The organism is Pseudomonas sp. NFX1 (genome assembly GCF_051123555.1).
In the GTDB taxonomy this organism is placed as follows: Bacteria; Pseudomonadota; Gammaproteobacteria; order Pseudomonadales; family Pseudomonadaceae; genus Aquipseudomonas; species Aquipseudomonas capeferrum.
On record NZ_CP169366.1, the window covers coordinates 308,626 to 327,948 of the forward strand.

Sequence of the window (19,323 nt, forward strand, 5' to 3'; positions counted from 1 at the left end):
AACACCCCCAGCCTATGTTGTTGTCAGCCAATAACAACAAGGACAAGCGTCATGACCACCGCAGGCCAGAGCACCCTCGCCGAACACCTTCACGGCATCGATGAAATCGAATGCGTCACCCCCGACCTCAACGGTGTGCCGCGCGGCAAAGTGATGACTGCCGAGGGCTTCCTCGAAGGCCGGCGCCTGCAGATGGCCCGTGGCGTGCTGTTGCAATGCATCATGGGCGGCTACCCGCCGGCAAGGTTCTACGGCAGTGATGACGGCGACCTGGCGCTGGTGGCCGAGCCCACGCAAATCCACCGCCTGCCCTGGAGCGACGATGGCCGCGCCCTGGCCATCTGCGACGCCAACGAACTGGATGGCAGGTCGTCGGCGTTGTCCACCCGCGGCCAGCTCAAGGCGGTGATCGCCCGCTACGCAGCCTTGGGCCTGGCCCCGGTGGTGGCGACCGAACTCGAATTCTTTGTCTTTGCACCCAACACCGACCCCTTGCAGCCCTTTCTGCCGCCCCTGGGCAAAGATGGCCGCCGGGAGCTTGGCCATTCGGCGTTCAGTGTCAGCTCCAACAATGGCTTGCGGCCGTTCTTCCACGAGGTCTACCAGTGCATGGCAGCGCTCGGCCTGCCACGTGACACCTTCATGCACGAGATGGGCATCAGCCAGTTCGAGATCAACCTGTTGCACGGCGACCCGCTGCTGCTGGCCGACCAGACATTCCTGTTCAAGCACCTGCTCAAGGAAGTGGCGCTCAAGCATGGGCTGACCGTGGTGTGCATGGCCAAGCCCCTGGCCAAGACCCCCGGCAGTTCCATGCACATTCACCAGAGCCTGGTGGAGATCGGCAGCGGGCGTAACGTGTTCAGCGATGAGCAGGGGCAGCCGACCCCCACCTTCCTGCATTTCATCGGTGGCCTGCAGGCGTGCATGGCCGATTTCACCGCGTTGTTCGCGCCCAATGTCAATTCCTACCAGCGCCTGTGCCACCCGTACGCCTCGCCCAACAACGCCTGCTGGTCCGAGGACAACCGCGCGGCGGGCTTGCGCATACCGGCCAGCGCCCCCGTGGCCCGGCGCGTGGAAAACCGCCTGCCCGGCGCCGACGCCAACCCGTACTTGGCGATTGCCGCGAGCCTGGCTGCCGGGTTGCACGGCATCGAGCAACGCTTGCAGCCGGCGCCGGCCATCCAGGGCGAGTTCGAGGTGCCAGAGCACCTGAGCCTGCCTTGCACCCTGCACGCAGCACTGCAGCGCCTCAAGCACAGCGCGCTGGCGCGGGAACTGTTCGGCAACGAGTTCATCGAAGGCTACGTAGCCAGCAAGACGCTGGAGCTGACCGACTTCTTCGACGAGATCACGCCGTGGGAGCGGCGAGTGCTGGCAGCACAGGCCTGATCGCGACACGACCGCTACTGGACGCGTCCCCTGCACGCTATTTCGCAGGCAAGGGACTGCGCTGCAACACAATTGCTTTTATGCTTGCCAGGCCAACGCCACCTGACCAGGGAGCCCGACGGGACGTATGCGAAACATCTGGAAGCCGTTTCAGTCGCTGTATTTCGCTGCCTTGATGATGCTTATCGGCTCAGGCCTGCTCAGTACCTACCTGGCACTGCGCCTGGCGGCCGACCATGTCGACAGCTTGTGGGTCGGTGCGTTGATGGCGGCCAACTACTTCGGCCTGGCCGTGGGCGGCAAGGTCGGCCACCGGCTGATCGGCCGGGTAGGGCACATTCGCGCGTATGCCACCTGCGCCGGTATCGTCTGCGCGGCGGTGCTCGGCCATGGCATGACCAACTGGCTGCCGGCTTGGGTCGGGCTGCGGATGGTGGTCGGCCTGGGGATGATGTGCCAGTACATGGTCATCGAAAGCTGGCTCAACGAACAGGCCGATGCCAAGCACCGCGGTGCGGTATTCAGTGGCTACATGATCGCCTCCTACCTGGGGCTGGTGCTCGGCCAGCTGATTCTGGTGGTGCACCCCGAACTCGGCCCTGAACTGCTGATGCTGGTCGCCATGTGCTTCGCCCTGTGCCTGGTGCCGGTGGCGATGACCCGGCGCATTCACCCGGCGCCTTTGCGCCCGGCCCCGATGGAGCCGAAGTTCTTCATCAAGCGGGTGCCGCAGTCGTTGAGCACGGTGCTCGGTTCGGGCCTGATCGTCGGTTCGTTCTACGGCCTGGCGCCGCTGTACGCTTCCAATCAGGGGCTGTCCACCGAGCAGATCGGTCTGTTCATGGGTAGCTGCATCTTTGCCGGGCTGCTGGTGCAGTGGCCGTTGGGCTGGCTGTCCGACCGCTACGACCGCGCGTTGCTGATCCGCAGTGCCGCCGTGGGCCTGGCAGTGGCCTCGGCGCCGCTGGCCATCTTGCCCAGCGTGCCGCTGGAGTTGCTGTTCGGTATCGGCTTTGTCATTTCGTTGTTGCAGTTCTGCCTGTACCCCTTGGCAGTTGCGTTCTCCAATGACCACGTGGAGAGCGAGCGGCGGGTCTCGCTGACCGCCATGCTGCTGGTCACCTACGGTGTGGGCGCCTGTATCGGCCCTCTGGCGGCGGGCGTGTTGATGAAGGTGCTGGGCGCGCAGATGCTGTATGCGTTCTTCACGTTCTTCGCGCTGGTGCTGGTGTGGCGCATTCGGCCGAAAGCGGTCACCGGGCTGCACCAGGTGCAGGACGCGCCGCTGGGCCACGTGGCAATGCCGGCGGCGGGTTCGCCGTTGTCGGCGGCGCTCGACCCGCGGGTCGATGAGCAGACGGTGCAGGATGTGATGCAGGCGCCAGTGGCGGCGGAAGACACCGAGCAGGACTCGGCGCCGAGTGAGCAGGGCGTCGGGCCTGAGGAAGTCAGCAAGACGGTGTAAGCCTGTGCCGCAGCCCAGCACGCGCACAAACGAAAACGCCACCTGAACAGGTGGCGTTTTTGCATTCAGCGAATGATCAATAGTCGTCTTTATCGAACCGACGCGCTTCACGCTGCAACTGGTAGACGAAGCTTTCGATCTTGCGTTGCGCCTGGCCGCTGAGGTTATGGAAGCGCACGCCAGCGAAGGTGGTATTGATACGCTCCTCGAAGTGCAGGTGGCGCAGCTCGACCATGGTGTCGATCAGGCCCAGCGGGTTGCCGGCCTTGAAGCGCTCGTACACCTGGCCCAGTTGCAGGCGGTCCTCGACGTTGCCTTCGAAGCGCAGCTTGCAGCCGGTGGCAGAGATGTCCAGCAGCTTGCCGCGCAGGGCGCCGTTGCCTTTGAGGTGGGTGCCGTCGAGGATGACATCGACCAGCTGCGACAGCTTCAACGCGGCGCGAAAGGCGTTGCGGCGCTGGTGGTAGGTCATTTCTTCCGGCATCGCGCCGCGGTAGCAGCGGTGGCCGTCGACTTCGCTGATGGTCAGCGGGGCAGTGCATTCCCAGGCGATTCGCACGCCATCGTGGAAGCCTTCGACGCGGAACGGTTCGCCGTTCTCGATGAATTTTTCGCCGTCGCGGGGGATCATTTCGTCCAGTGCCAGGGTATTGCTGTCGCGGTCAACATTCACCACGTAGCTTTGGAAGCGCTGGCTGCGATCATGGAAAGTGATGATCAGGGGGTCATGGCTTTCCTGCAGCTGTCGCAGGTTGGCTGCGATCTCCAAAGGTGTACTCAGCACCTTCGGCGGCTGCGGGGCATCGGCTTCATTGAACACGGCTAATCAATCTCCAGGCAAAAACGACACACGCAAGTAACGGCATTTTGCCAGTATGTTCCGTGCCTTGATACAAGTATCACACTTGGCTGAGGGCGCGCGGCTTGGCCAGCAGCGAGGTGCCGCCACGGCTGTCGTAGAGCGACGGAGAATCGCCACCCATGAGGATTCTGATCTGGTTGTTGGTGACGTGTTGCTGCACCTGGATGATGCGCCCGTTGGTCTCGTTGATCTGCTGGCAGGTGTCCATCAGTTGCGAGAGCATGTCGAGCCGTTGCAGCATGGTTTCGCCATGCTGCGACTGCGCTGCCACGGCCTGCACACCGGCGCGGTCAGCGCTGAGGCCGAGGCCGGTGAGCAACTGGCTGCGCCGCTGCCCATGCTGCTCGAGCAAGATGATCAATGACTGCTTGCGGGCCAGGATCTGTTCCAGCAGCGTCATCTCGCGGCCGTGCAGGGCGACCGCTTCTTTATGAAGGAGGTCGAGCAGTTCCTGCATCGGTGCGATGTCATCTTCGATCAGTTGCAGCAAGGTGGTGTCGTGCATGGCTAACTCTTGGCTTTGTTAAGCGTCCGTGAAGTCAGCGCGCCGAACGGTCAGCGCTGGGCTTCGAAATCGAGCAGTTTGCTGGCGACCCGGCCAGCATCGACCTGGTAGCTGCCATCGGCGATCGCCTGTTTCAACTCGGCCACGCGGGCACTGTTGACCACGGGCTGTTCGCGCAGCGTGTCGCTGATCTTTTGCAACTGCTGTGCCTCTTGGCTGAGGTGTACGGCTTCTCCGCTGGCGCTGGTGCTTTTAGGCGCTTCCTGGCTCGCGCCGGGCTTTTCGGCGGTGCCGGGCGCGGCATTGCCGCGAACGCCGCCCGTGACGGACGGAGAGTTATTCAAACGACTGAAGTCGATGACCATGATCAGAAACCCCTGGGTATTTGGACGCTTGCCTTGTTTTCGGCCAACCCGAAAGAAACTTTAGGCACAAATGCATAGCCGCCTGTCAGCAAGCTCGCGAACCCGTTTTCTGACACAGTTTAGGAAAAGCCGTTCCACACTGCCAGCGCAATCCTGCTACATCGTCACCTCGACCTGGCCGGGGCCGGTCACCCGGGCCTTGATCACGCGTTTGGAGTTGAGGTTGCGCACCCGGATCTGTTCACTCAGGCCGCCCTTGCTCAGTGCTTCGCCTGGCATGCGCACGCTCAGGCTGCCGCTGCGGGCGATGATCACCACGTGGTCGCCCTTGCGCACCACCTCGGCTTGCTCAAGGTGCTGCGGGGTGAGCACTTGGTCGATGACCGTAGGGCGCAGCATCTTCATGCCCACCGCCTGGTCCAGCTCGCTGAGAAAGCCTTGGCCAAGGGTGCCGACATCACGCTCGCGCAGGGCCACGTCACCTTCGCCGACCACGTTGTCACGCTTGAGCGGGCGGGTGACCACCACCACATCGCGAAACAGCCGCACCGTTGCCGGCACAAACACGGTCCACGGTGCCGCACTGTCGCAACGCACCCGCACTGTGACCCGTCCCAGTGGCTGCGCGGGGCTTTCCAGCGAAGCGTCCAGCGGCTGGCTGCACAACGGCATGCGCAAGCGCGGGTCGAGGGTGCTGACCTGGATCTCGTAACGGCCGACGGTTTGGGTGGTGGCCAGATAATCTTCTACGGTGAATTCAAGAAACCCTTGGGTGACACCGATAAGCTGTTCAGGCAAGGTAAACGCGTCCGCCAGCGTGCGAACGCCGGGCACCAGCAGGCACAGCGTGGCCAGCGAGCCAGTCAGCAGGTGCGTCAATCGTCGGAAAAATGTCGTTTTCGTGTACATGGCGCTCAAAAAAGCAAAGCCCGTGCCGACTCGGTACCTGATTTGCAACGAAAGGCTGAAACGTAAAGGAGTCTGGCATGGCGGGTGTTATGGATTCGGTCAACCAGCGCACACAGCTGGTGGGGCAGAATCGCCTGGAATTGTTGCTGTTTCGCCTCAATGGCGGCCAGCTCTACGGCATCAACGTGTTCAAGGTCAGGGAGGTGCTGCAGTGCCCTGCGCTGACCGTGCTGCCCAAGTCCCACCCGGTGGTGCGCGGCGTGGCCAACATTCGCGGGGCGACCATCCCGATCCTCGACCTGTCGATGGCCACTGGGTTGGCGCCACTGCAGGAGGACACGCGCAACAGTTTTGTGATCATCACCGAGTACAACACCAAGACCCAGGGCTTTCTGGTGCACTCGGTCGAGCGCATCGTCAACATGAACTGGGAAGAAATCCATCCGCCACCCAAGGGCACCGGCCGTGACCACTACCTGACTGCGGTCACCCGGGTGGATAACCGCATGGTCGAGATCATCGACGTGGAAAAGGTGCTGGCCGAAGTGGCGCCGTCGTCCGAGCAGGTGTCTGCCGGCGTGGTCGATGCCGAGGTGCAGGACAAGGCCGTGTTGCTGCGGGTGTTGACCGTCGACGATTCGTCGGTGGCGCGCAAGCAGGTCAGCCGCTGCCTGCAAACCGTCGGTGTCGAAGTGGTGGCGCTCAACGATGGCCGCCAGGCGCTCAACTACCTCCGGCAACTGGTGGAAGAGGGCAAAAGGCCGGAAGAAGAGTTCCTGATGATGATCTCGGACATTGAAATGCCAGAAATGGACGGTTACACGCTGACCGCGGAGATCCGCAGCGATCCGCGCATGCAAAAATTGCACATCGTCCTGCATACTTCGCTGTCCGGGGTATTCAACCAGGCGATGGTCAAGAAAGTCGGCGCCGATGATTTCCTGGCCAAGTTCAAACCGGACGACCTGGCGCAGCGCGTGGTCGACCGGATCAAGGCAACACATTGAAGCAGCCGGGAGCCCGCTCCCGGCACCAGCGATTGAAAAGAGGCGGCAGTAGTGTCTACGGGTAATTTGGATTTCGAACAGTTCCGGGTCTTCCTGGAGAAAGCCTGTGGCATCCTGCTGGGCGAGAATAAGCAGTACCTGGTCTCCAGCCGTCTCAACAAGCTGATGGAGCAACAAGGTATCAAGAGCCTGGGCGAGCTGGTGCAGCGCATCCAGACCCAGCCGCGCAGCGGTTTGCGCGAACAGGTGGTCGACGCGATGACGACCAACGAGACCCTGTGGTTCCGTGATACCTACCCGTTCGAAGTGCTGAAGAACAAGGTCATCCCCGAGTTCATCAAGAACAACCCAGGCCAGCGCCTGCGCATGTGGTCGGCGGCCTGCTCGTCGGGGCAGGAGCCGTACTCGATCTCGATGGCTATCGATGAGTTCGAGCGCAGCAACCTGGGCCAGCTGAAGATGGGCGCGCAGATTGTCGCGACCGACCTGTCCGGGACCATGCTCACCAACTGCAAAACCGGCGAATACGACAGCCTGGCGATTGCCCGCGGCCTGTCGCAGGAGCGCCTGCAGCGCTACTTCGACCCCAAGGGGGCGGGGCGTTACGCGATCAAGCCGGCCATTCGCAGCCGCGTCGAGTTTCGCTCGTTCAACCTGCTCGACAGTTACGCGAGCTTGGGCAAGTTCGACATCGTGTTCTGTCGCAACGTGTTGATCTACTTTTCGGCCCAGGTGAAGAAAGACATCTTGCTGCGTATCCACAGCACGCTCAAGCCGGGCGGGTACCTGTTCCTTGGCGCCTCCGAGGCGCTGAACGGGTTGCCGGACCATTACCAGATGGTGCAGTGCAGCCCGGGGATTATCTACCAGGCCAAGTAGGGTTTGCCTTGAGGGTTGTGGCGCCTATGAGATCGAGCGCCGCCCGCGCGGCGCTCGGTCTCGTAGGCGCCACACCTCTATCGCCAAGCACGTCAATTTTTTGTTTTGCCGCCCATGCCGACCGGCAATTGCCGCTTGCGCCCCTTCAAGCGGAAGACCTTTGCCGCTTTTCTGGCATCACCCTGACAGCATTCCGTCTTGCTAGCCCGTCTTTCCGGGCTTTTCAGGTGGTTGGCACAGCCCTTGCTATACCTTGCTCAACGACACTCCGGTCAACCTTCGAAGGTTTCCCCGACATGAGCATCAGCTTCGACAAGGCGCTTGGCATTCACGAAAAGGCCCTGGACTTCCGCGCCCAGCGCGCCGAAGTGCTGGCCAACAACATCGCCAACGCCGACACGCCCAACTACAAGGCGCGTGACATGGACTTCTCCTCGGTGCTCGCTGCCGAAAGTGAAAAACAGCAAAGCGGCCGCTTCGCCCTGGACCGGACCAACAGCCGGCACATCGAGGCCGATGGCCTGGCCCTTAGCGACGAGGCGCTCAAGTACCGCACGCCGCTGCAGCCGTCGATCGACCAGAACACCGTGGACGCCCAGATCGAGCAATCGAACTACACGGAAAACGCCATCGGTTTCCAGGCCAGCTTCACCTTGCTCAACAGTAAATTCAAAGGGCTGGTTTCGGCCCTGCGCGGAGAGTAACCATGTCCCTTTCCAGTGTCTTCAACATTGCCGGCAGCGGCATGAGCGCGCAAAACACTCGCCTCAACACCGTGGCCTCGAACATCGCCAACGCCGAGACCGTGTCGTCGAGCATCGACCAGACCTACCGCGCACGCCATCCGGTATTCGCCACCACCTTCCAGGACGCGCAAAGCGGTACCAGCCAGTCGCTGTTCGAGGACCAGGGCGAAGCCGGGCAGGGCGTGCAGGTCAAAGGTATCGTCGAAGACCAGAGCAACCTGGAAGCGCGCTACGAGCCCAACCATCCGGCGGCGAACAAGGACGGCTACGTCTACTACCCGAACGTCAACGTGGTCGAGGAGATGGCTGACATGATCTCTGCCAGCCGTGCGTTCCAGACCAACGCCGAACTGATGAACACCGCCAAAAGCATGATGCAGAAAGTCTTGACCTTGGGTCAGTGATAGGACGCCGACATGACCACGACCAATTCCACCAGTGACGTCGGCAGCGCGTACCTGACCTCGCTGCAAAAGCAGACCAGCAAGACCGACAGCAGCACCGGCGCTGCCGGCAGTGCGCTGGGCAAGGACGCGTTTCTGCAGTTGCTGGTAACGCAGATGAAAAACCAGAACCCGCTCGACCCGCAGGAAAACGGCGAGTTCGTGGCGCAGCTGGCGCAGTTCAGCAGCCTTGAAAGCATGCAGACGCTCAACGAAACGGTGAACTACATCGCCGGTTCGTTCCAATCGTCCCAGGCATTGCAGGCCTCGTCGCTGGTTGGGCGCAACGTGATCGTCCAGACCGACAAGGCCGTGGTCGACACCAGCAAGGAGCTCAAAGGCTCGGTCAACCTGACCTCTTCGAGCACCGCCACGTCCGTCGGCATCTACGACAAGGACGACAAGCTGGTGCGCACCCTGGACCTGGGTACCAAGGCGGCAGGCAAGGCCGACTTCACCTGGGATGGCAAGGGTGACGATGGCGAGGTACTGGCGGAGGGCACCTATACCTTCAAGGCCACTGCCAGCATCGATGGCAAGTCCACGGCCATGACGACCAACCTGCCGGCCACGGTCACCAGCGTGACCATGGGCGGCAATGGCGCGGAAATGACGCTCAACCTTGCCGGGCTGGGCAGCATCGCGCTTTCCAAAGTTCAAAGCATTGGCATCTAGGGCCTAACCCAACGACAGGAGTAGCACATGTCTTTCAATATCGGCCTTAGCGGCCTCTATGCAGCAAACAAGGCCCTGAACGTAACCGGCAACAACATTGCCAACGTCGCCACCACCGGCTTCAAATCGTCGCGCGCCGAGTTCGCCGACCAGTATTCCAACTCCATCCGCGGCACCAGCAGCGGCAAGAATGCCATCGGCAGCGGCGTCAAGACTGCCGCCGTTTCGCAGTTGTTCACCCCGGGCAACATCAATGGCACCGGCCAGGCGCTGGACATGGCCATCGATGGCAACGGCTTCTTTGCCCTGAATGACAACGGCTCGAAAATCTACACCCGTGCCGGCGCGTTCTACAGCGACAAGGACGGCTATGTGGTCAGCTCGTCGGGCGCCAACCTGCAAGGTTACGCGGTGGATGGCAACGGCAAGATCATCCAGGGCATCCTTACCGACCTGCAGATCGACACCTCCAACCTGACGCCGAACCCGACCGGGCGCATTTCCGAGACGGTCAACCTCAACTCCAGCGCCACTGTGCCGACCGAGACGCCGTTCGACCCGACCAAGGTCAACACCTACAACTACACGTTCAACACCGATGTGTACGACAGCCAGGGCAATGCGCACCAACTGAACCAGTATTTCGTCAAGGATGCAGGCACCAACTCCTGGACCATGTACACCACCGTTGACGGCCGCAACCCGGCTGACCCGGCCCTGACCACGCCGCTGGTCAACAAGCTGCCGTTCAAGTCCGACGGTACCCTGGATTCTGCCGCGATGACTGAAGGCCCTGTCACTGGCGGCCTGACCATCAGTGCCAACAAGACCTTCAACCTCGATGGCTGGGTGCCGGCGCAGAAGAACGCTGCAGGCGCATGGTCGGCCAACGGCGCTACCGCGAGCCTTTCCGGGGTGAACCTGGACATGCTGGGCACCACCCAGTACAACGCCGCGTCCGCCACCACCGCCAAGAGCCAGGACGGTTTTGCCACTGGTGAGCTGTCGGGCCTGACCATCGACCAGAACGGCAACCTGTTCGCCAACTTCACCAACGGGCAAGACAAGGTGATCGGCCAGGTGGCCATTGCCAACTTCGCCAACCTTCAGGGCCTGACCCCGATCGGCGGCACCAACTGGAAAGAGTCCTACGCATCGGGCGTGCCAGTGATTGGCGCGCCGGATACCGGCACCCTGGGCCAGATCACCGGTGGTGCACTGGAAGACTCGAACGTCGACCTGACTGGCGAGCTGGTCAACCTGATCAAGGCGCAGAGCAACTATCAGGCGAACGCCAAGACCATTTCCACTGAAAGCACCATCATGCAGACCATCATTCAGATGACCTGATGGTGGTTTGTTTGGGGCAGTGTTGTCTGTAATGGGGGCGCTTTGCGCCCCCAGATTCTTCAAAGGTTATCCCCATGAAAAGGCTGCTGCTGTTAGCGCTGCTCCCTCTCCTGGTCGCCGCGCCATCGCTGTCCGCCGCCCCCGCCCCCTTCTACCAATGGCAAAGCCTGGCCACCGGCCGTTTCATGTGCTCGGCCACCAATCCAGGCGACGGCTGGGTCCGCCATTCCGGCCCCTACAACAACGCCGGTTGCCGCGTTTACTGAGCCTCCATTGCCGCTGACGGCAAATAAGTGCCGACAAACTGACGGTCTTTGCCTCTCGATGCCCTTAAACCCCCGAAATCAGGGGGCGGCAGACCTGGTTCGATTATTGCTTATCCCTGCTCAGTGACAGCGCGGCAGGTACGCGCAGAGGAGATGCTGTGGACAAGATGCTTTACGTGGCCATGACCGGCGCCAGCCAGAACGCGCTGGCGCAGAAGGCCCATGCCAACAACCTGGCGAACATTTCCACCAACGGCTTCCAGCGCGACCTGGAACAGGCGCGCTCGATGCCGGTGTTTGGCGACAGCTTTCCGGCGCGCGCCTTTGCCATGACCGAGCGCCCGGCCACCGACTTCAGCGAAGGCCCGATGATCGAGACCGGTCGCGAGCTGGACGTCACCGTGACCGGCAAGGGCTTCATCGCCGTGCAGGCCCCGGACGGCAGCGAAGCCTACGTGCGCACCGGCAGCCTGAACATCGATGCCCTGGGCGTGCTGCGTGCCGGCAACGGCATGCCGGTGATCGGCAACGGTGGCCCGATTGCCATCCCCCCGGAGCAGAAGGTTGAAGTGGGCGCCGACGGCACCATCAGCATACGCGCCATGGGTGAAGACCCGCGGGTAATGGCCGAGGTCGACCGTATCAAGCTGGTCAACCCCGACACCAAAGGCCTGACCAAGGGCCTGGACGGCATGATCCATACCAGCAATGGCCAACCGGCCGTCGCCGACGTCAATGTGCGCGTGGTGTCGGGCTTCCTGGAAGGCAGCAACGTCAACGCCGTCGAGGAAATGACCTCGGTGCTGGCGTTGTCCCGTCAGTTCGAGCTGCACGTCAAGATGATGAACACGGCCAAGGAAGGCGACGAAGCCATGGCGCGTGTTTTGCAAATCGGCTAATCACATTTGAACGGGTGCCGTAAAACAGGCGCACGAGGAGAACAGCATGCTTCCGGCTCTTTGGGTCGCTAAAACCGGCCTGTCCGCCCAGGACACCAACCTGACGGTCATTTCCAACAACCTGGCCAACGTCTCGACCACCGGCTTCAAACGTGATCGCGCCGAGTTCCAGGACCTGCTCTACCAGATCAAGCGTCAGCCTGGCGCCCAGTCGACCCAGGACAGCGAGCTGCCTTCGGGCCTGCAAGTGGGTACCGGTGTGCGCATTGTCGGCACCCAGAAGAACTTCACCGCCGGCAGCCTGCAGACCACCGAAAACCCGCTGGACATGGCGGTCAACGGCCGTGGCTTTTTCCAGATTCTGCAGCCCGATGGCACGGTTTCCTACACCCGTGACGGCACCTTCCACCTGAACTCCGATGGCCAGATCGTCACGGCCAACGGCTTTGCCCTGGAGCCTGCGGTGGTCGTGCCGAACGACGCGCAGACCTTCACCGTCGGCCAGGATGGCACCGTGTCGATCACCACTGCCGGCAACCCGGCGGCCCAGGTCATCGGCAACATCCAGACCGCTGACTTCATCAACCCGACCGGCCTGCAGGCAATCGGCGACAACCTGTTCCTGGAAACCGCCGCCAGCGGTGCGCCGCAAGTCGGTACCCCAGGCCTGAACGGCTTCGGCACCACCCTGCAGCAGACCTTGGAAAACTCCAACGTCAGCACCGTGGAAGAGTTGGTGAACATGATCACCACCCAGCGTGCCTACGAGATGAACTCCAAGGTCATCTCCACCGCCGACCAGATGCTGTCGTTCGTCACCCAGCAGCTGTAACACCCTGAACCTGATCCACGTAGTTACACCGTGAGGTAGCGTCATGAATCGTCTGTTGTCCGTCTTCGCCCTGGGGGGGGCGGTGTTGCTGGCAGGTTGCGTCGCGCCGACGCCCAAGCCCAACGACCCGTACTATGCGCCGGTGTTGCCGCGCACCCCGTTGCCGTCGGCGGCCAACAACGGTTCGATCTACCAGGCCGGTTTCGAGCAGAACCTGTACAGCGACCGCAAGGCGTTCCGGGTCGGTGACATCATCACCATCACCCTCAACGAGCGCACCTCGGCCAGCAAGAACGCCGGTTCGCAGATCCAGAAAAACAGCAAGGCCGACATCGGCCTCAGCTCGTTGTTCGGCAGCACGCCCAACACCAACAACCCGTTCGGCGGCGGTGACCTTTCGCTGGAGGCCGGCTACAGCGGCGAACGTGCCACCAAGGGCGACAGCAAGGCCACCCAGGGCAACACCCTGACCGGTTCGATCACCGTGACCGTGGCCGAAGTGCTGCCCAACGGCATCATCGCCGTGCGCGGCGAGAAGTGGCTGACCCTGAACACCGGCGAAGAGCTGGTGCGCATTGCCGGCATGATCCGCGCCGACGACATCGCCACCGACAACACCGTGCCGTCCACCCGCGTGGCCGATGCGCGCATCACCTATTCGGGGACTGGCTCGTTTGCCGATGCCAGCCAGCCCGGGTGGCTGGACCGCTTCTTCATCAGCCCGCTTTGGCCTTTCTGAGTACGGATGACCATGTTCAACGTGAGGCAGCTGATTGCCGCTACCCTGCTCCTGTCCTGTGCCTTCGCGGCCCAGGCCGAGCGCTTGAAGGACATCGCCAGCATCTCTGGCGTGCGTTCCAACCAGTTGATCGGCTATGGCCTGGTGGTGGGGCTCAACGGCACGGGTGACCAGACCACCCAGACGCCGTTCACCCTGCAGACCTTCAACAACATGCTGTCGCAGTTCGGCATCAAGGTGCCGGCCGGTTCCGGCAACGTGCAGTTGAAAAACGTCGCGGCGGTGTCGGTGCATGCCGACCTGCCCGCCTTCGCCAAACCCGGCCAGGTGGTGGACATCACCGTTTCGTCGATCGGTAACTCCAAGAGCCTGCGCGGCGGCAGCCTGCTGCTGACCCCGCTCAAGGGTATCGACGGCAACGTCTACGCAATCGCCCAGGGCAACCTGGTGGTCGGCGGCTTCGATGCCGAAGGCCGCGATGGCTCGAAGATCACCGTCAACGTTCCGTCGGCCGGGCGTATCCCGGGCGGCGCCAGCGTCGAGCGGGCCGTGCCGAGCGGGTTCAACCAGGGCAACAGCCTGACCCTGAACCTCAACCGCCCAGACTTCACCACCGCCAAGCGCATCGTCGACAAGGTCAACGAACTGCTCGGCCCGGGCGTCGCCCAGGCCTTGGACGGTGGCTCGGTACGTGTCAGTGCGCCGATGGACCCAAGCCAGCGTGTGGATTACCTGTCGATCCTGGAAAACCTCGAGATCGACCCGGGCCAGGCAGTGGCGAAAGTCATCATCAACTCGCGTACCGGCACCATCGTCATTGGCCAGAACGTCAAGGTGTCGCCGGCCGCGGTGACCCACGGCAGCCTGACCGTGACCATTACCGAAGACCCGATCGTCAGCCAGCCGGGGCCGTTCTCCAATGGCCAGACTGCCGTGGTGCCACGCTCGCGGGTCAACGCCGAGCAGGAAGCCAAGCCGATGTTCAAGTTCGGCCCGGGGACCACGCTGGATGAAATCGTCCGCGCGGTGAACCAGGTTGGCGCGGCGCCCAGCGACCTGATGGCGATCCTCGAAGCCCTGAAACAGGCCGGCGCCTTGCAAGCCGACCTGATCGTGATCTGAGGACGCAGGATGAACAGCAAAAGCCTGGTATCCGGCAGCGTCGACAGCGGCGCCTACACCGACCTCAACCGCCTCAACTCGCTCAAGCACGGCGACCGCGACAGCGAAGCCAACGTGCGCAAGGTGGCCCAGGAGTTCGAATCGCTGTTCATCAGCGAAATGCTCAAGGCCTCGCGCAAGGCCAGCGATGTGCTGGCCGCCGACAACCCGATGAACACCGAGACGGTCAAGCAGTACCGCGACATGTATGACCAGCAGCTGGCGGTGAGCATGTCCCGCGAGGGTGGCGGTATCGGCCTGCAGGACGTGCTGGTGCGCCAGTTGACCAAGAGCAAGAGCACGGCAGGCGCCAGCAGCCCGTTTGCGCGCGGCGAGGGCAGTGGCCCGGCGCTGTGGGGCAATAAGGTGGCTGAGCCGGTGCATGCCACCGAGTCGGGTGCCACCCGCAACGACGTCGCGGCCCTCAATGCGCGGCGCCTGGCGTTGCCGAGCAAGCTCACCGACCGCCTGCTGGCCGGCATCGTGCCGTCGGCCGCGACCAGCAACGGCGCCGCCGTGCCGGCCCGTGACGGCCAGCAAGTGGCCAAGGCCTTTGCCGTGCCGGAAAACGGCCTGCGCATTGTCGGGCGTGCCGTGGCCCAGCCGCCGCTGGCGCCGAACAAAGCCTTCAGCGACAGCGACACGTTCGTGGCGACCATGCTGCCGATGGCCGAGCAGGCCGCCAAGCGCATCGGTATCGACCCGCGCTATCTGGTGGCCCAGGCGGCGCTGGAAACGGGCTGGGGCAAGTCGGTCATGCGCAACACCGATGGCAGCAGCAGCCACAACCTGTTCGGCATCAAGGCCAGTGGCAACTGGCAGGGCGAGCAGGCGAGGGCGATCACCAGCGAATTCCGTGATGGCCAATTCGTCAAGGAAACGGCGGCGTTCCGCTCGTACGATTCCTACCAGGACAGCTTCCATGACCTGGTGAATCTGTTGCAGGGCAATTCCCGCTATCAAGGTGCGCTGGACGCGGCCGATAACCCTGAGCAGTTTGCAAGAGAGCTGCAAAAGGCAGGTTATGCGACTGACCCGGGCTATGCGAAGAAGATCATCAGCATCGCCCAGCAAATGCAAGCAACCCCTCAATACGCCATGGCTGGCAGAACCACGAATCTATAAAAGGACTAAATCATGTCGAGCCTGATTTCGATCGGCCTGAGTGGCCTGAGTGCCAGCCAGGCGGCATTGTCGGTTACCAGTAACAACATCGCCAACGCCGCCACCAGTGGCTATTCGCGCCAGCAGACGATCCAGGCCGCAGGGGCCTCGCACAATATCGGCGCGGGCTTTCTCGGTACCGGTACTACGCTGTCGGACGTGCGCCGTATCTACAGCGCTTACCTGGACAACCAGCTGCAGACCGCCACCTCGCTGCAGGCCGACTCGGTCGCGTTCCAGGACCAGATCACTAGCGTCGACAAGCTGCTGGCTGACCGCGACACCGGTATCAGTTCGGTCCTTACCGCGTTCTTCTCGGCCTTGCAGACGGCGGCGGCCAAGCCCGGCGACGTTGCTTCGCGGCAGTTGCTGCTGACCCAGGCGCAGACCTTGAGCAACCGCTTCAACGCGGTGTCCAACCAGCTCACCCAGCAGAACGAAACGATCAACTCGCAGCTCGATACGATGGCGGGGCAGGTCAACAAGCTCACGGCCAACATCGCCGAGTACAACAAGCAGATCTCTGCAGCGACGGCCACCGGCAACACCCCCAACAGCCTGCTGGATGCGCGCAGCGAAGCGGTTCGCCAGCTCAACGAGCTGGTCGGCGTGACCGTGCAGGAGCGCGACGGCAACTACGACGTCTACCTGGGCAGCGGCCAGTCGCTGGTCACCGGCAACAAGGCCAACACCCTGTCGGTGCAGCCGGGGGTTGCCGACAAGAGCCAGGCCAGCCTGCGTATCAACTATGAGTCGTTCAGCTCTGACGTGACCTCGGTGGTGAGCGGTGGCGCGATCGGCGGTCTGCTGCGTTACCGTCAGGACGTGCTGACGCCGTCGATGAACGAGCTCGGCCGCGTCGCCCTGGTCGTGGCTGACAGCATCAACAGCCAGCTGGGCCAGGGCCTGGATGCCAATGGCCAGTTCGGCAGTTCGCTGTTCTCCAGCATCAACAGCGCCACCGCCATCGCCCAGCGCAGCCTGGCGTCGTCGAACAACAGTGCAGGGTCTGGCAACCTGAATGTGAGCATTGCCGACAGTGGCGCGCTGACCACCTACGACTACGAGGTGAAGTTCACCAGCGCCAACCAGTACAGCGTGCGCCGCTCCGACGGCACCGACATGGGCAGCTTCGACCTCAATGCCGACCCGGCACCGGTGATCGACGGCTTCAGCCTGGCGCTCAAGGGCGGCGGCCTGGCGGCGGGTGACAGCTTCAAGGTGATCCCCACGCGTGCGGCAGCAGGCAGCATCACCACGACCCTGACCGATGCCAACAAGTTGGCGTTCGCCGGGCCGATCAGCGCCGCAGCGGGTAGCGGCAACAGCGGCACCGGCACCATCACCCAGCCTGCCCTGGGCGAATCGCTGGACATCTATGGCGGTGCCGATACTGCGTTGATCCAGCAGTCGATTCGCGACTCGATGCCGGTACGCGTGGTCTTCGACGCCGCCAACGGTGGCTCCCAGGGCTACAAGCTGTTCGATGCCAAGGGCACTCAGATCGGCACCGGCAGCGTGGTGCCTGGCCAGGACAATAAACTGTCCGTGGCCGTGCCCATGCTCGATGCGGCTGGTAATCCAATCCTCGATGGCAGCGGCAACCCGCGCACCTTCAGTGTCGAAACCACGATCGGCGGCAGCCCGGCGGCGAATGACAGCTTCACCCTGTCGTTCAATGCCGACGGCAAGGCAGATAACCGCAATGCCACGGCACTGCTCGACCTGCAGACCAAGTCGACGGTGAACACCGGGTCTGGTGGCGGCACCAGCTTCACCTCGGCCTATGCCTCGCTGGTCGAGCGCGTGGGCGCCAAGGCCAGCCAGGCTGCCATCGACACCACCGCGACCGAGGCGGTCATCAAGTCCGCCAGCGAGAGCCGCAGCGCGGTTTCCGGGGTCAACCTCGATGACGAGGCGGCGAGCCTTGTGAAGTTCCAGCATTACTACACGGCGTCGTCGCAGATCATCAAGGCGGCGCAAGAAACCTTCAGCACCCTGATCAATGCTTTGTAAGGAGTAGACTCTCGTGCGTATTTCCACTGCTCAGTTCTACGAGTCCAGCGCCACTAGCTACTCCAAGAATTTCTCTGGCATGAACAAGACCAACGACCAGGTCACCTCGGGTATCCGTATCCAGACGGCGGCCGATGACCCGGTCGGCGCCGCGCGCCTGCTGCTGCTGCAGCAACAGCAGGCACTGCTGGACCAGTACGGCGGCAACATCAATACGGTGAGCAATGCCCTGCTGCAGGAGGAGAGCGTGCTCTCCACCGTCAACGACGCCATGCAGCGCGCCAGTGAACTGGCGATCCGTGCGGGCGGGCCTGGGGTCACAGACTCCGACCGCGTGGCCATCAGCACCGAGCTCAAAGAGATCGAAGCCAACATCTTCGGTCTGCTGAACTCGCGCGATGCCAACGGCGACTACATGTTCGGCGGCTCCAAGAGCACTTCGCCACCCTATGTGCGCAACTCCGACGGCACCTACAGCTACCACGGTGACCAGACCCAGCTGAGCCTGCAGGTGTCCGACACCCTGAACCTGGCGACCAACGATACCGGCTTCAGCGTATTCGACTCGGCCAGCAACAAGAGCCGCACCGAGTCGACGCTCTTGGTGCCGGCCACCGACGATGGCGTGGTCGGGGTGTCGCCAGGCTTGATGACCTCGAGCAGCAGCTACAACAACAACTTCACTGCAGGCCAGCCCTACAAGCTGACCTTCACCAGTGCGACCCAGTACGTGATCACCGACGGCACGGGCCGCGATATCACCGCTGAAACCGCCACCAACGGTCACTTCGACAGCAACACCGAAGGCTCCAACCGCATCGCCTTGCGTGGCGTCGAGTTCGAAATCACGGTCACGCTGGAAGAGGGCGCCGACGCCGACGCTTCGGTGGCGGGGCGCGAGTTTTCCCTGGCGGCGCGGCCGGACTCGTTCAACACCACCCGCAGCGCCGGCAACACCTCCAGCGCCCAGGTCACCAGCAGCACCGTAAGCGACGAGGCGGCCTATCGCAGCACGTTCCCCAGCAACGGTGCAGTGATCAAGTTCACCGGCCCTGGCAGCTACGAGTTCTACGCGCAGCCACTGACGGCTGACAGCAAGCCTGTGGCTACTGGTACGTTTACGGCGCCAGCCTTGACGGTGGCGGGTGTGACCTACCAGGTTTCCGGTTCGCCGGAGGCGGGTGACCAGTTTGCCGTTACCGCCAACACTCACCAGAACCAGAACGTGCTGGAAACCCTCAGCCAGCTGCGCGCTGCGCTGGATACGCCGGTCACGGGCACAGGCCAGGCCAACTCGCTGAAGGATGCCGCGGCTTCGGCCATCGCCAACCTGGCCAGCGCCCGTGAGCAGGTCGATGTCACCCGGGGTTCGATCGGTGCCCGTGGCAACTCGCTGGAGATCCAGCGCCAGGAGAACACCAGCCTGGGCCTGGCCAACAAGACCACCCAGAACGCCATCGGCAACACGGACATGTCGCAGGCTGCGATTACGCTGACCTTGCAGCAAGCCATGCTCGAAGCCTCGCAGCTGGCTTTCTCGCGCATTTCCCAGTTGAGCCTGTTCAACAAGCTCTGATCCGCTGCTGCCCCTACAGGCTCGCACAATCCTTGTGCGGCCTTGCCGGGGCGCCGGACCGGTCGTAAT

General features: G+C 62.8%; 20 protein-coding genes. 16 read left to right on the forward strand and 4 right to left on the reverse strand.

The window, feature by feature from the left end:
* Nucleotides 1-153 precede the first annotated feature (153 nt).
* Together DJ563_RS01355 and DJ563_RS01360 are read left to right on the forward strand one after the other, a co-directional pair.
* Complete coding sequence (locus DJ563_RS01355; RefSeq protein ID WP_434519684.1) at nucleotides 154-1,395, forward strand: glutamine synthetase family protein; 1,242 nt, start codon at nucleotides 154-156, stop codon at nucleotides 1,393-1,395.
* Nucleotides 1,396-1,522: 127 nt separating this feature from the next.
* Nucleotides 1,523-2,860 carry an MFS transporter gene (locus tag DJ563_RS01360; protein WP_434518690.1) on the forward strand — a complete coding sequence of 446 codons (1,338 nt, stop codon included), beginning with the start codon at nucleotides 1,523-1,525 and terminating at the stop codon, nucleotides 2,858-2,860.
* 76 nt (nucleotides 2,861-2,936) lie between these two features.
* Here the strand turns inward: DJ563_RS01360 and DJ563_RS01365 are convergent, their stop codons facing one another.
* From DJ563_RS01365 to flgA, 4 genes are all read right to left on the reverse strand, one after another.
* Nucleotides 2,937-3,680, reverse strand: a complete 744-nt coding sequence (locus DJ563_RS01365) for a flagellar brake protein (protein WP_434518691.1) — start codon at nucleotides 3,678-3,680, stop codon at nucleotides 2,937-2,939.
* Nucleotides 3,681-3,759: 79 nt separating this feature from the next.
* A complete protein-coding gene (locus DJ563_RS01370) occupies nucleotides 3,760-4,227 on the reverse strand; it encodes a flagella synthesis protein FlgN (protein ID WP_274098330.1) in 468 nt (155 codons plus the stop codon).
* 50 nt (nucleotides 4,228-4,277) lie between these two features.
* Nucleotides 4,278-4,592: a flagellar biosynthesis anti-sigma factor FlgM gene (gene flgM, locus DJ563_RS01375; RefSeq protein ID WP_033699529.1), complete on the reverse strand. Its 315-nt coding sequence runs from the start codon at nucleotides 4,590-4,592 to the stop codon at nucleotides 4,278-4,280.
* Between the two features lie 156 nt (nucleotides 4,593-4,748).
* Nucleotides 4,749-5,501, reverse strand: coding sequence for a flagellar basal body P-ring formation chaperone FlgA (flgA, locus tag DJ563_RS01380; RefSeq protein WP_156310990.1), 753 nt, complete (start codon nucleotides 5,499-5,501; stop codon nucleotides 4,749-4,751).
* Between the two features lie 77 nt (nucleotides 5,502-5,578).
* Between flgA and DJ563_RS01385 the strand changes: the two genes are divergently transcribed.
* The 14 genes from DJ563_RS01385 (at nucleotide 5,579) to DJ563_RS01450 (ending at nucleotide 19,254) form a co-directional block, all read left to right on the forward strand.
* Nucleotides 5,579-6,508: a chemotaxis protein CheV gene (locus tag DJ563_RS01385; RefSeq protein WP_033699526.1), complete on the forward strand. Its 930-nt coding sequence runs from the start codon at nucleotides 5,579-5,581 to the stop codon at nucleotides 6,506-6,508.
* Between the two features lie 51 nt (nucleotides 6,509-6,559).
* Complete coding sequence (gene cheR, locus DJ563_RS01390; protein ID WP_047583440.1) at nucleotides 6,560-7,387, forward strand: protein-glutamate O-methyltransferase CheR; 828 nt, start codon at nucleotides 6,560-6,562, stop codon at nucleotides 7,385-7,387.
* 296 nt (nucleotides 7,388-7,683) lie between these two features.
* The gene (flgB, locus tag DJ563_RS01395; RefSeq protein WP_033699522.1) at nucleotides 7,684-8,091 is read left to right on the forward strand and encodes a flagellar basal body rod protein FlgB; all 408 of its coding nucleotides are present in this window, start codon (nucleotides 7,684-7,686) and stop codon (nucleotides 8,089-8,091) included.
* Nucleotides 8,092-8,093: 2 nt separating this feature from the next.
* Entirely contained in the window at nucleotides 8,094-8,537 is a 444-nt protein-coding gene (gene flgC, locus DJ563_RS01400; RefSeq protein WP_274098329.1) for a flagellar basal body rod protein FlgC, read from the forward strand.
* Between the two features lie 12 nt (nucleotides 8,538-8,549).
* Nucleotides 8,550-9,251 (forward strand): flagellar hook assembly protein FlgD, encoded by a 702-nt coding sequence (gene flgD / locus DJ563_RS01405; protein WP_434518692.1) that lies wholly within the window; start codon nucleotides 8,550-8,552, stop codon nucleotides 9,249-9,251.
* A gap of 27 nt (nucleotides 9,252-9,278) precedes the next feature.
* The gene (gene flgE, locus DJ563_RS01410) at nucleotides 9,279-10,601 is read left to right on the forward strand and encodes a flagellar hook protein FlgE (protein ID WP_274098327.1); all 1,323 of its coding nucleotides are present in this window, start codon (nucleotides 9,279-9,281) and stop codon (nucleotides 10,599-10,601) included.
* Nucleotides 10,602-10,675: 74 nt separating this feature from the next.
* The gene (locus DJ563_RS01415) at nucleotides 10,676-10,867 is read left to right on the forward strand and encodes a hypothetical protein (protein ID WP_274098326.1); all 192 of its coding nucleotides are present in this window, start codon (nucleotides 10,676-10,678) and stop codon (nucleotides 10,865-10,867) included.
* Nucleotides 10,868-11,025: 158 nt separating this feature from the next.
* The gene (locus tag DJ563_RS01420; RefSeq protein WP_434518693.1) at nucleotides 11,026-11,766 is read left to right on the forward strand and encodes a flagellar basal body rod protein FlgF; all 741 of its coding nucleotides are present in this window, start codon (nucleotides 11,026-11,028) and stop codon (nucleotides 11,764-11,766) included.
* Between the two features lie 46 nt (nucleotides 11,767-11,812).
* Nucleotides 11,813-12,598 carry a flagellar basal-body rod protein FlgG gene (gene flgG, locus DJ563_RS01425; RefSeq protein ID WP_033699511.1) on the forward strand — a complete coding sequence of 262 codons (786 nt, stop codon included), beginning with the start codon at nucleotides 11,813-11,815 and terminating at the stop codon, nucleotides 12,596-12,598.
* A gap of 43 nt (nucleotides 12,599-12,641) precedes the next feature.
* Entirely contained in the window at nucleotides 12,642-13,337 is a 696-nt protein-coding gene (gene flgH / locus DJ563_RS01430; RefSeq protein WP_033699509.1) for a flagellar basal body L-ring protein FlgH, read from the forward strand.
* Between the two features lie 12 nt (nucleotides 13,338-13,349).
* Nucleotides 13,350-14,459 (forward strand): flagellar basal body P-ring protein FlgI, encoded by a 1,110-nt coding sequence (locus DJ563_RS01435; RefSeq protein ID WP_033700185.1) that lies wholly within the window; start codon nucleotides 13,350-13,352, stop codon nucleotides 14,457-14,459.
* 9 nt (nucleotides 14,460-14,468) lie between these two features.
* The gene (flgJ, locus tag DJ563_RS01440) at nucleotides 14,469-15,623 is read left to right on the forward strand and encodes a flagellar assembly peptidoglycan hydrolase FlgJ (RefSeq protein ID WP_047583436.1); all 1,155 of its coding nucleotides are present in this window, start codon (nucleotides 14,469-14,471) and stop codon (nucleotides 15,621-15,623) included.
* 12 nt (nucleotides 15,624-15,635) lie between these two features.
* Nucleotides 15,636-17,678, forward strand: a complete 2,043-nt coding sequence (gene flgK / locus DJ563_RS01445) for a flagellar hook-associated protein FlgK (protein WP_434518694.1) — start codon at nucleotides 15,636-15,638, stop codon at nucleotides 17,676-17,678.
* Nucleotides 17,679-17,691: 13 nt separating this feature from the next.
* Nucleotides 17,692-19,254, forward strand: coding sequence for a flagellar hook-associated protein 3 (locus tag DJ563_RS01450; protein ID WP_274098323.1), 1,563 nt, complete (start codon nucleotides 17,692-17,694; stop codon nucleotides 19,252-19,254).
* Nucleotides 19,255-19,323 lie beyond the last annotated feature (69 nt).

Bases quoted from the DNA above. Each gene is read 5' to 3' on its own strand.
- DJ563_RS01355 (WP_434519684.1), top strand. From the start codon at position 154: ATGACTGCCGAGGGCTTCCTCGAAGGCCGGCGCCTGCAGATGGCCCGT.
- DJ563_RS01360 (WP_434518690.1), top strand. From the start codon at position 1,523: ATGCGAAACATCTGGAAGCCGTTTCAGTCGCTGTATTTCGCTGCCTTG.
- DJ563_RS01370 (WP_274098330.1), bottom strand. From the start codon at position 4,227: ATGCACGACACCACCTTGCTGCAACTGATCGAAGATGACATCGCACCG.
- flgM (WP_033699529.1), bottom strand. From the start codon at position 4,592: ATGGTCATCGACTTCAGTCGTTTGAATAACTCTCCGTCCGTCACGGGC.
- flgA (WP_156310990.1), bottom strand. From the start codon at position 5,501: ATGTACACGAAAACGACATTTTTCCGACGATTGACGCACCTGCTGACT.
- DJ563_RS01385 (WP_033699526.1), top strand. From the start codon at position 5,579: ATGGCGGGTGTTATGGATTCGGTCAACCAGCGCACACAGCTGGTGGGG.
- flgB (WP_033699522.1), top strand. From the start codon at position 7,684: ATGAGCATCAGCTTCGACAAGGCGCTTGGCATTCACGAAAAGGCCCTG.
- flgC (WP_274098329.1), top strand. From the start codon at position 8,094: ATGTCCCTTTCCAGTGTCTTCAACATTGCCGGCAGCGGCATGAGCGCG.
- flgD (WP_434518692.1), top strand. From the start codon at position 8,550: ATGACCACGACCAATTCCACCAGTGACGTCGGCAGCGCGTACCTGACC.
- flgE (WP_274098327.1), top strand. From the start codon at position 9,279: ATGTCTTTCAATATCGGCCTTAGCGGCCTCTATGCAGCAAACAAGGCC.
- DJ563_RS01415 (WP_274098326.1), top strand. From the start codon at position 10,676: ATGAAAAGGCTGCTGCTGTTAGCGCTGCTCCCTCTCCTGGTCGCCGCG.
- flgG (WP_033699511.1), top strand. From the start codon at position 11,813: ATGCTTCCGGCTCTTTGGGTCGCTAAAACCGGCCTGTCCGCCCAGGAC.
- flgH (WP_033699509.1), top strand. From the start codon at position 12,642: ATGAATCGTCTGTTGTCCGTCTTCGCCCTGGGGGGGGCGGTGTTGCTG.
- DJ563_RS01435 (WP_033700185.1), top strand. From the start codon at position 13,350: ATGTTCAACGTGAGGCAGCTGATTGCCGCTACCCTGCTCCTGTCCTGT.
- flgJ (WP_047583436.1), top strand. From the start codon at position 14,469: ATGAACAGCAAAAGCCTGGTATCCGGCAGCGTCGACAGCGGCGCCTAC.
- flgK (WP_434518694.1), top strand. From the start codon at position 15,636: ATGTCGAGCCTGATTTCGATCGGCCTGAGTGGCCTGAGTGCCAGCCAG.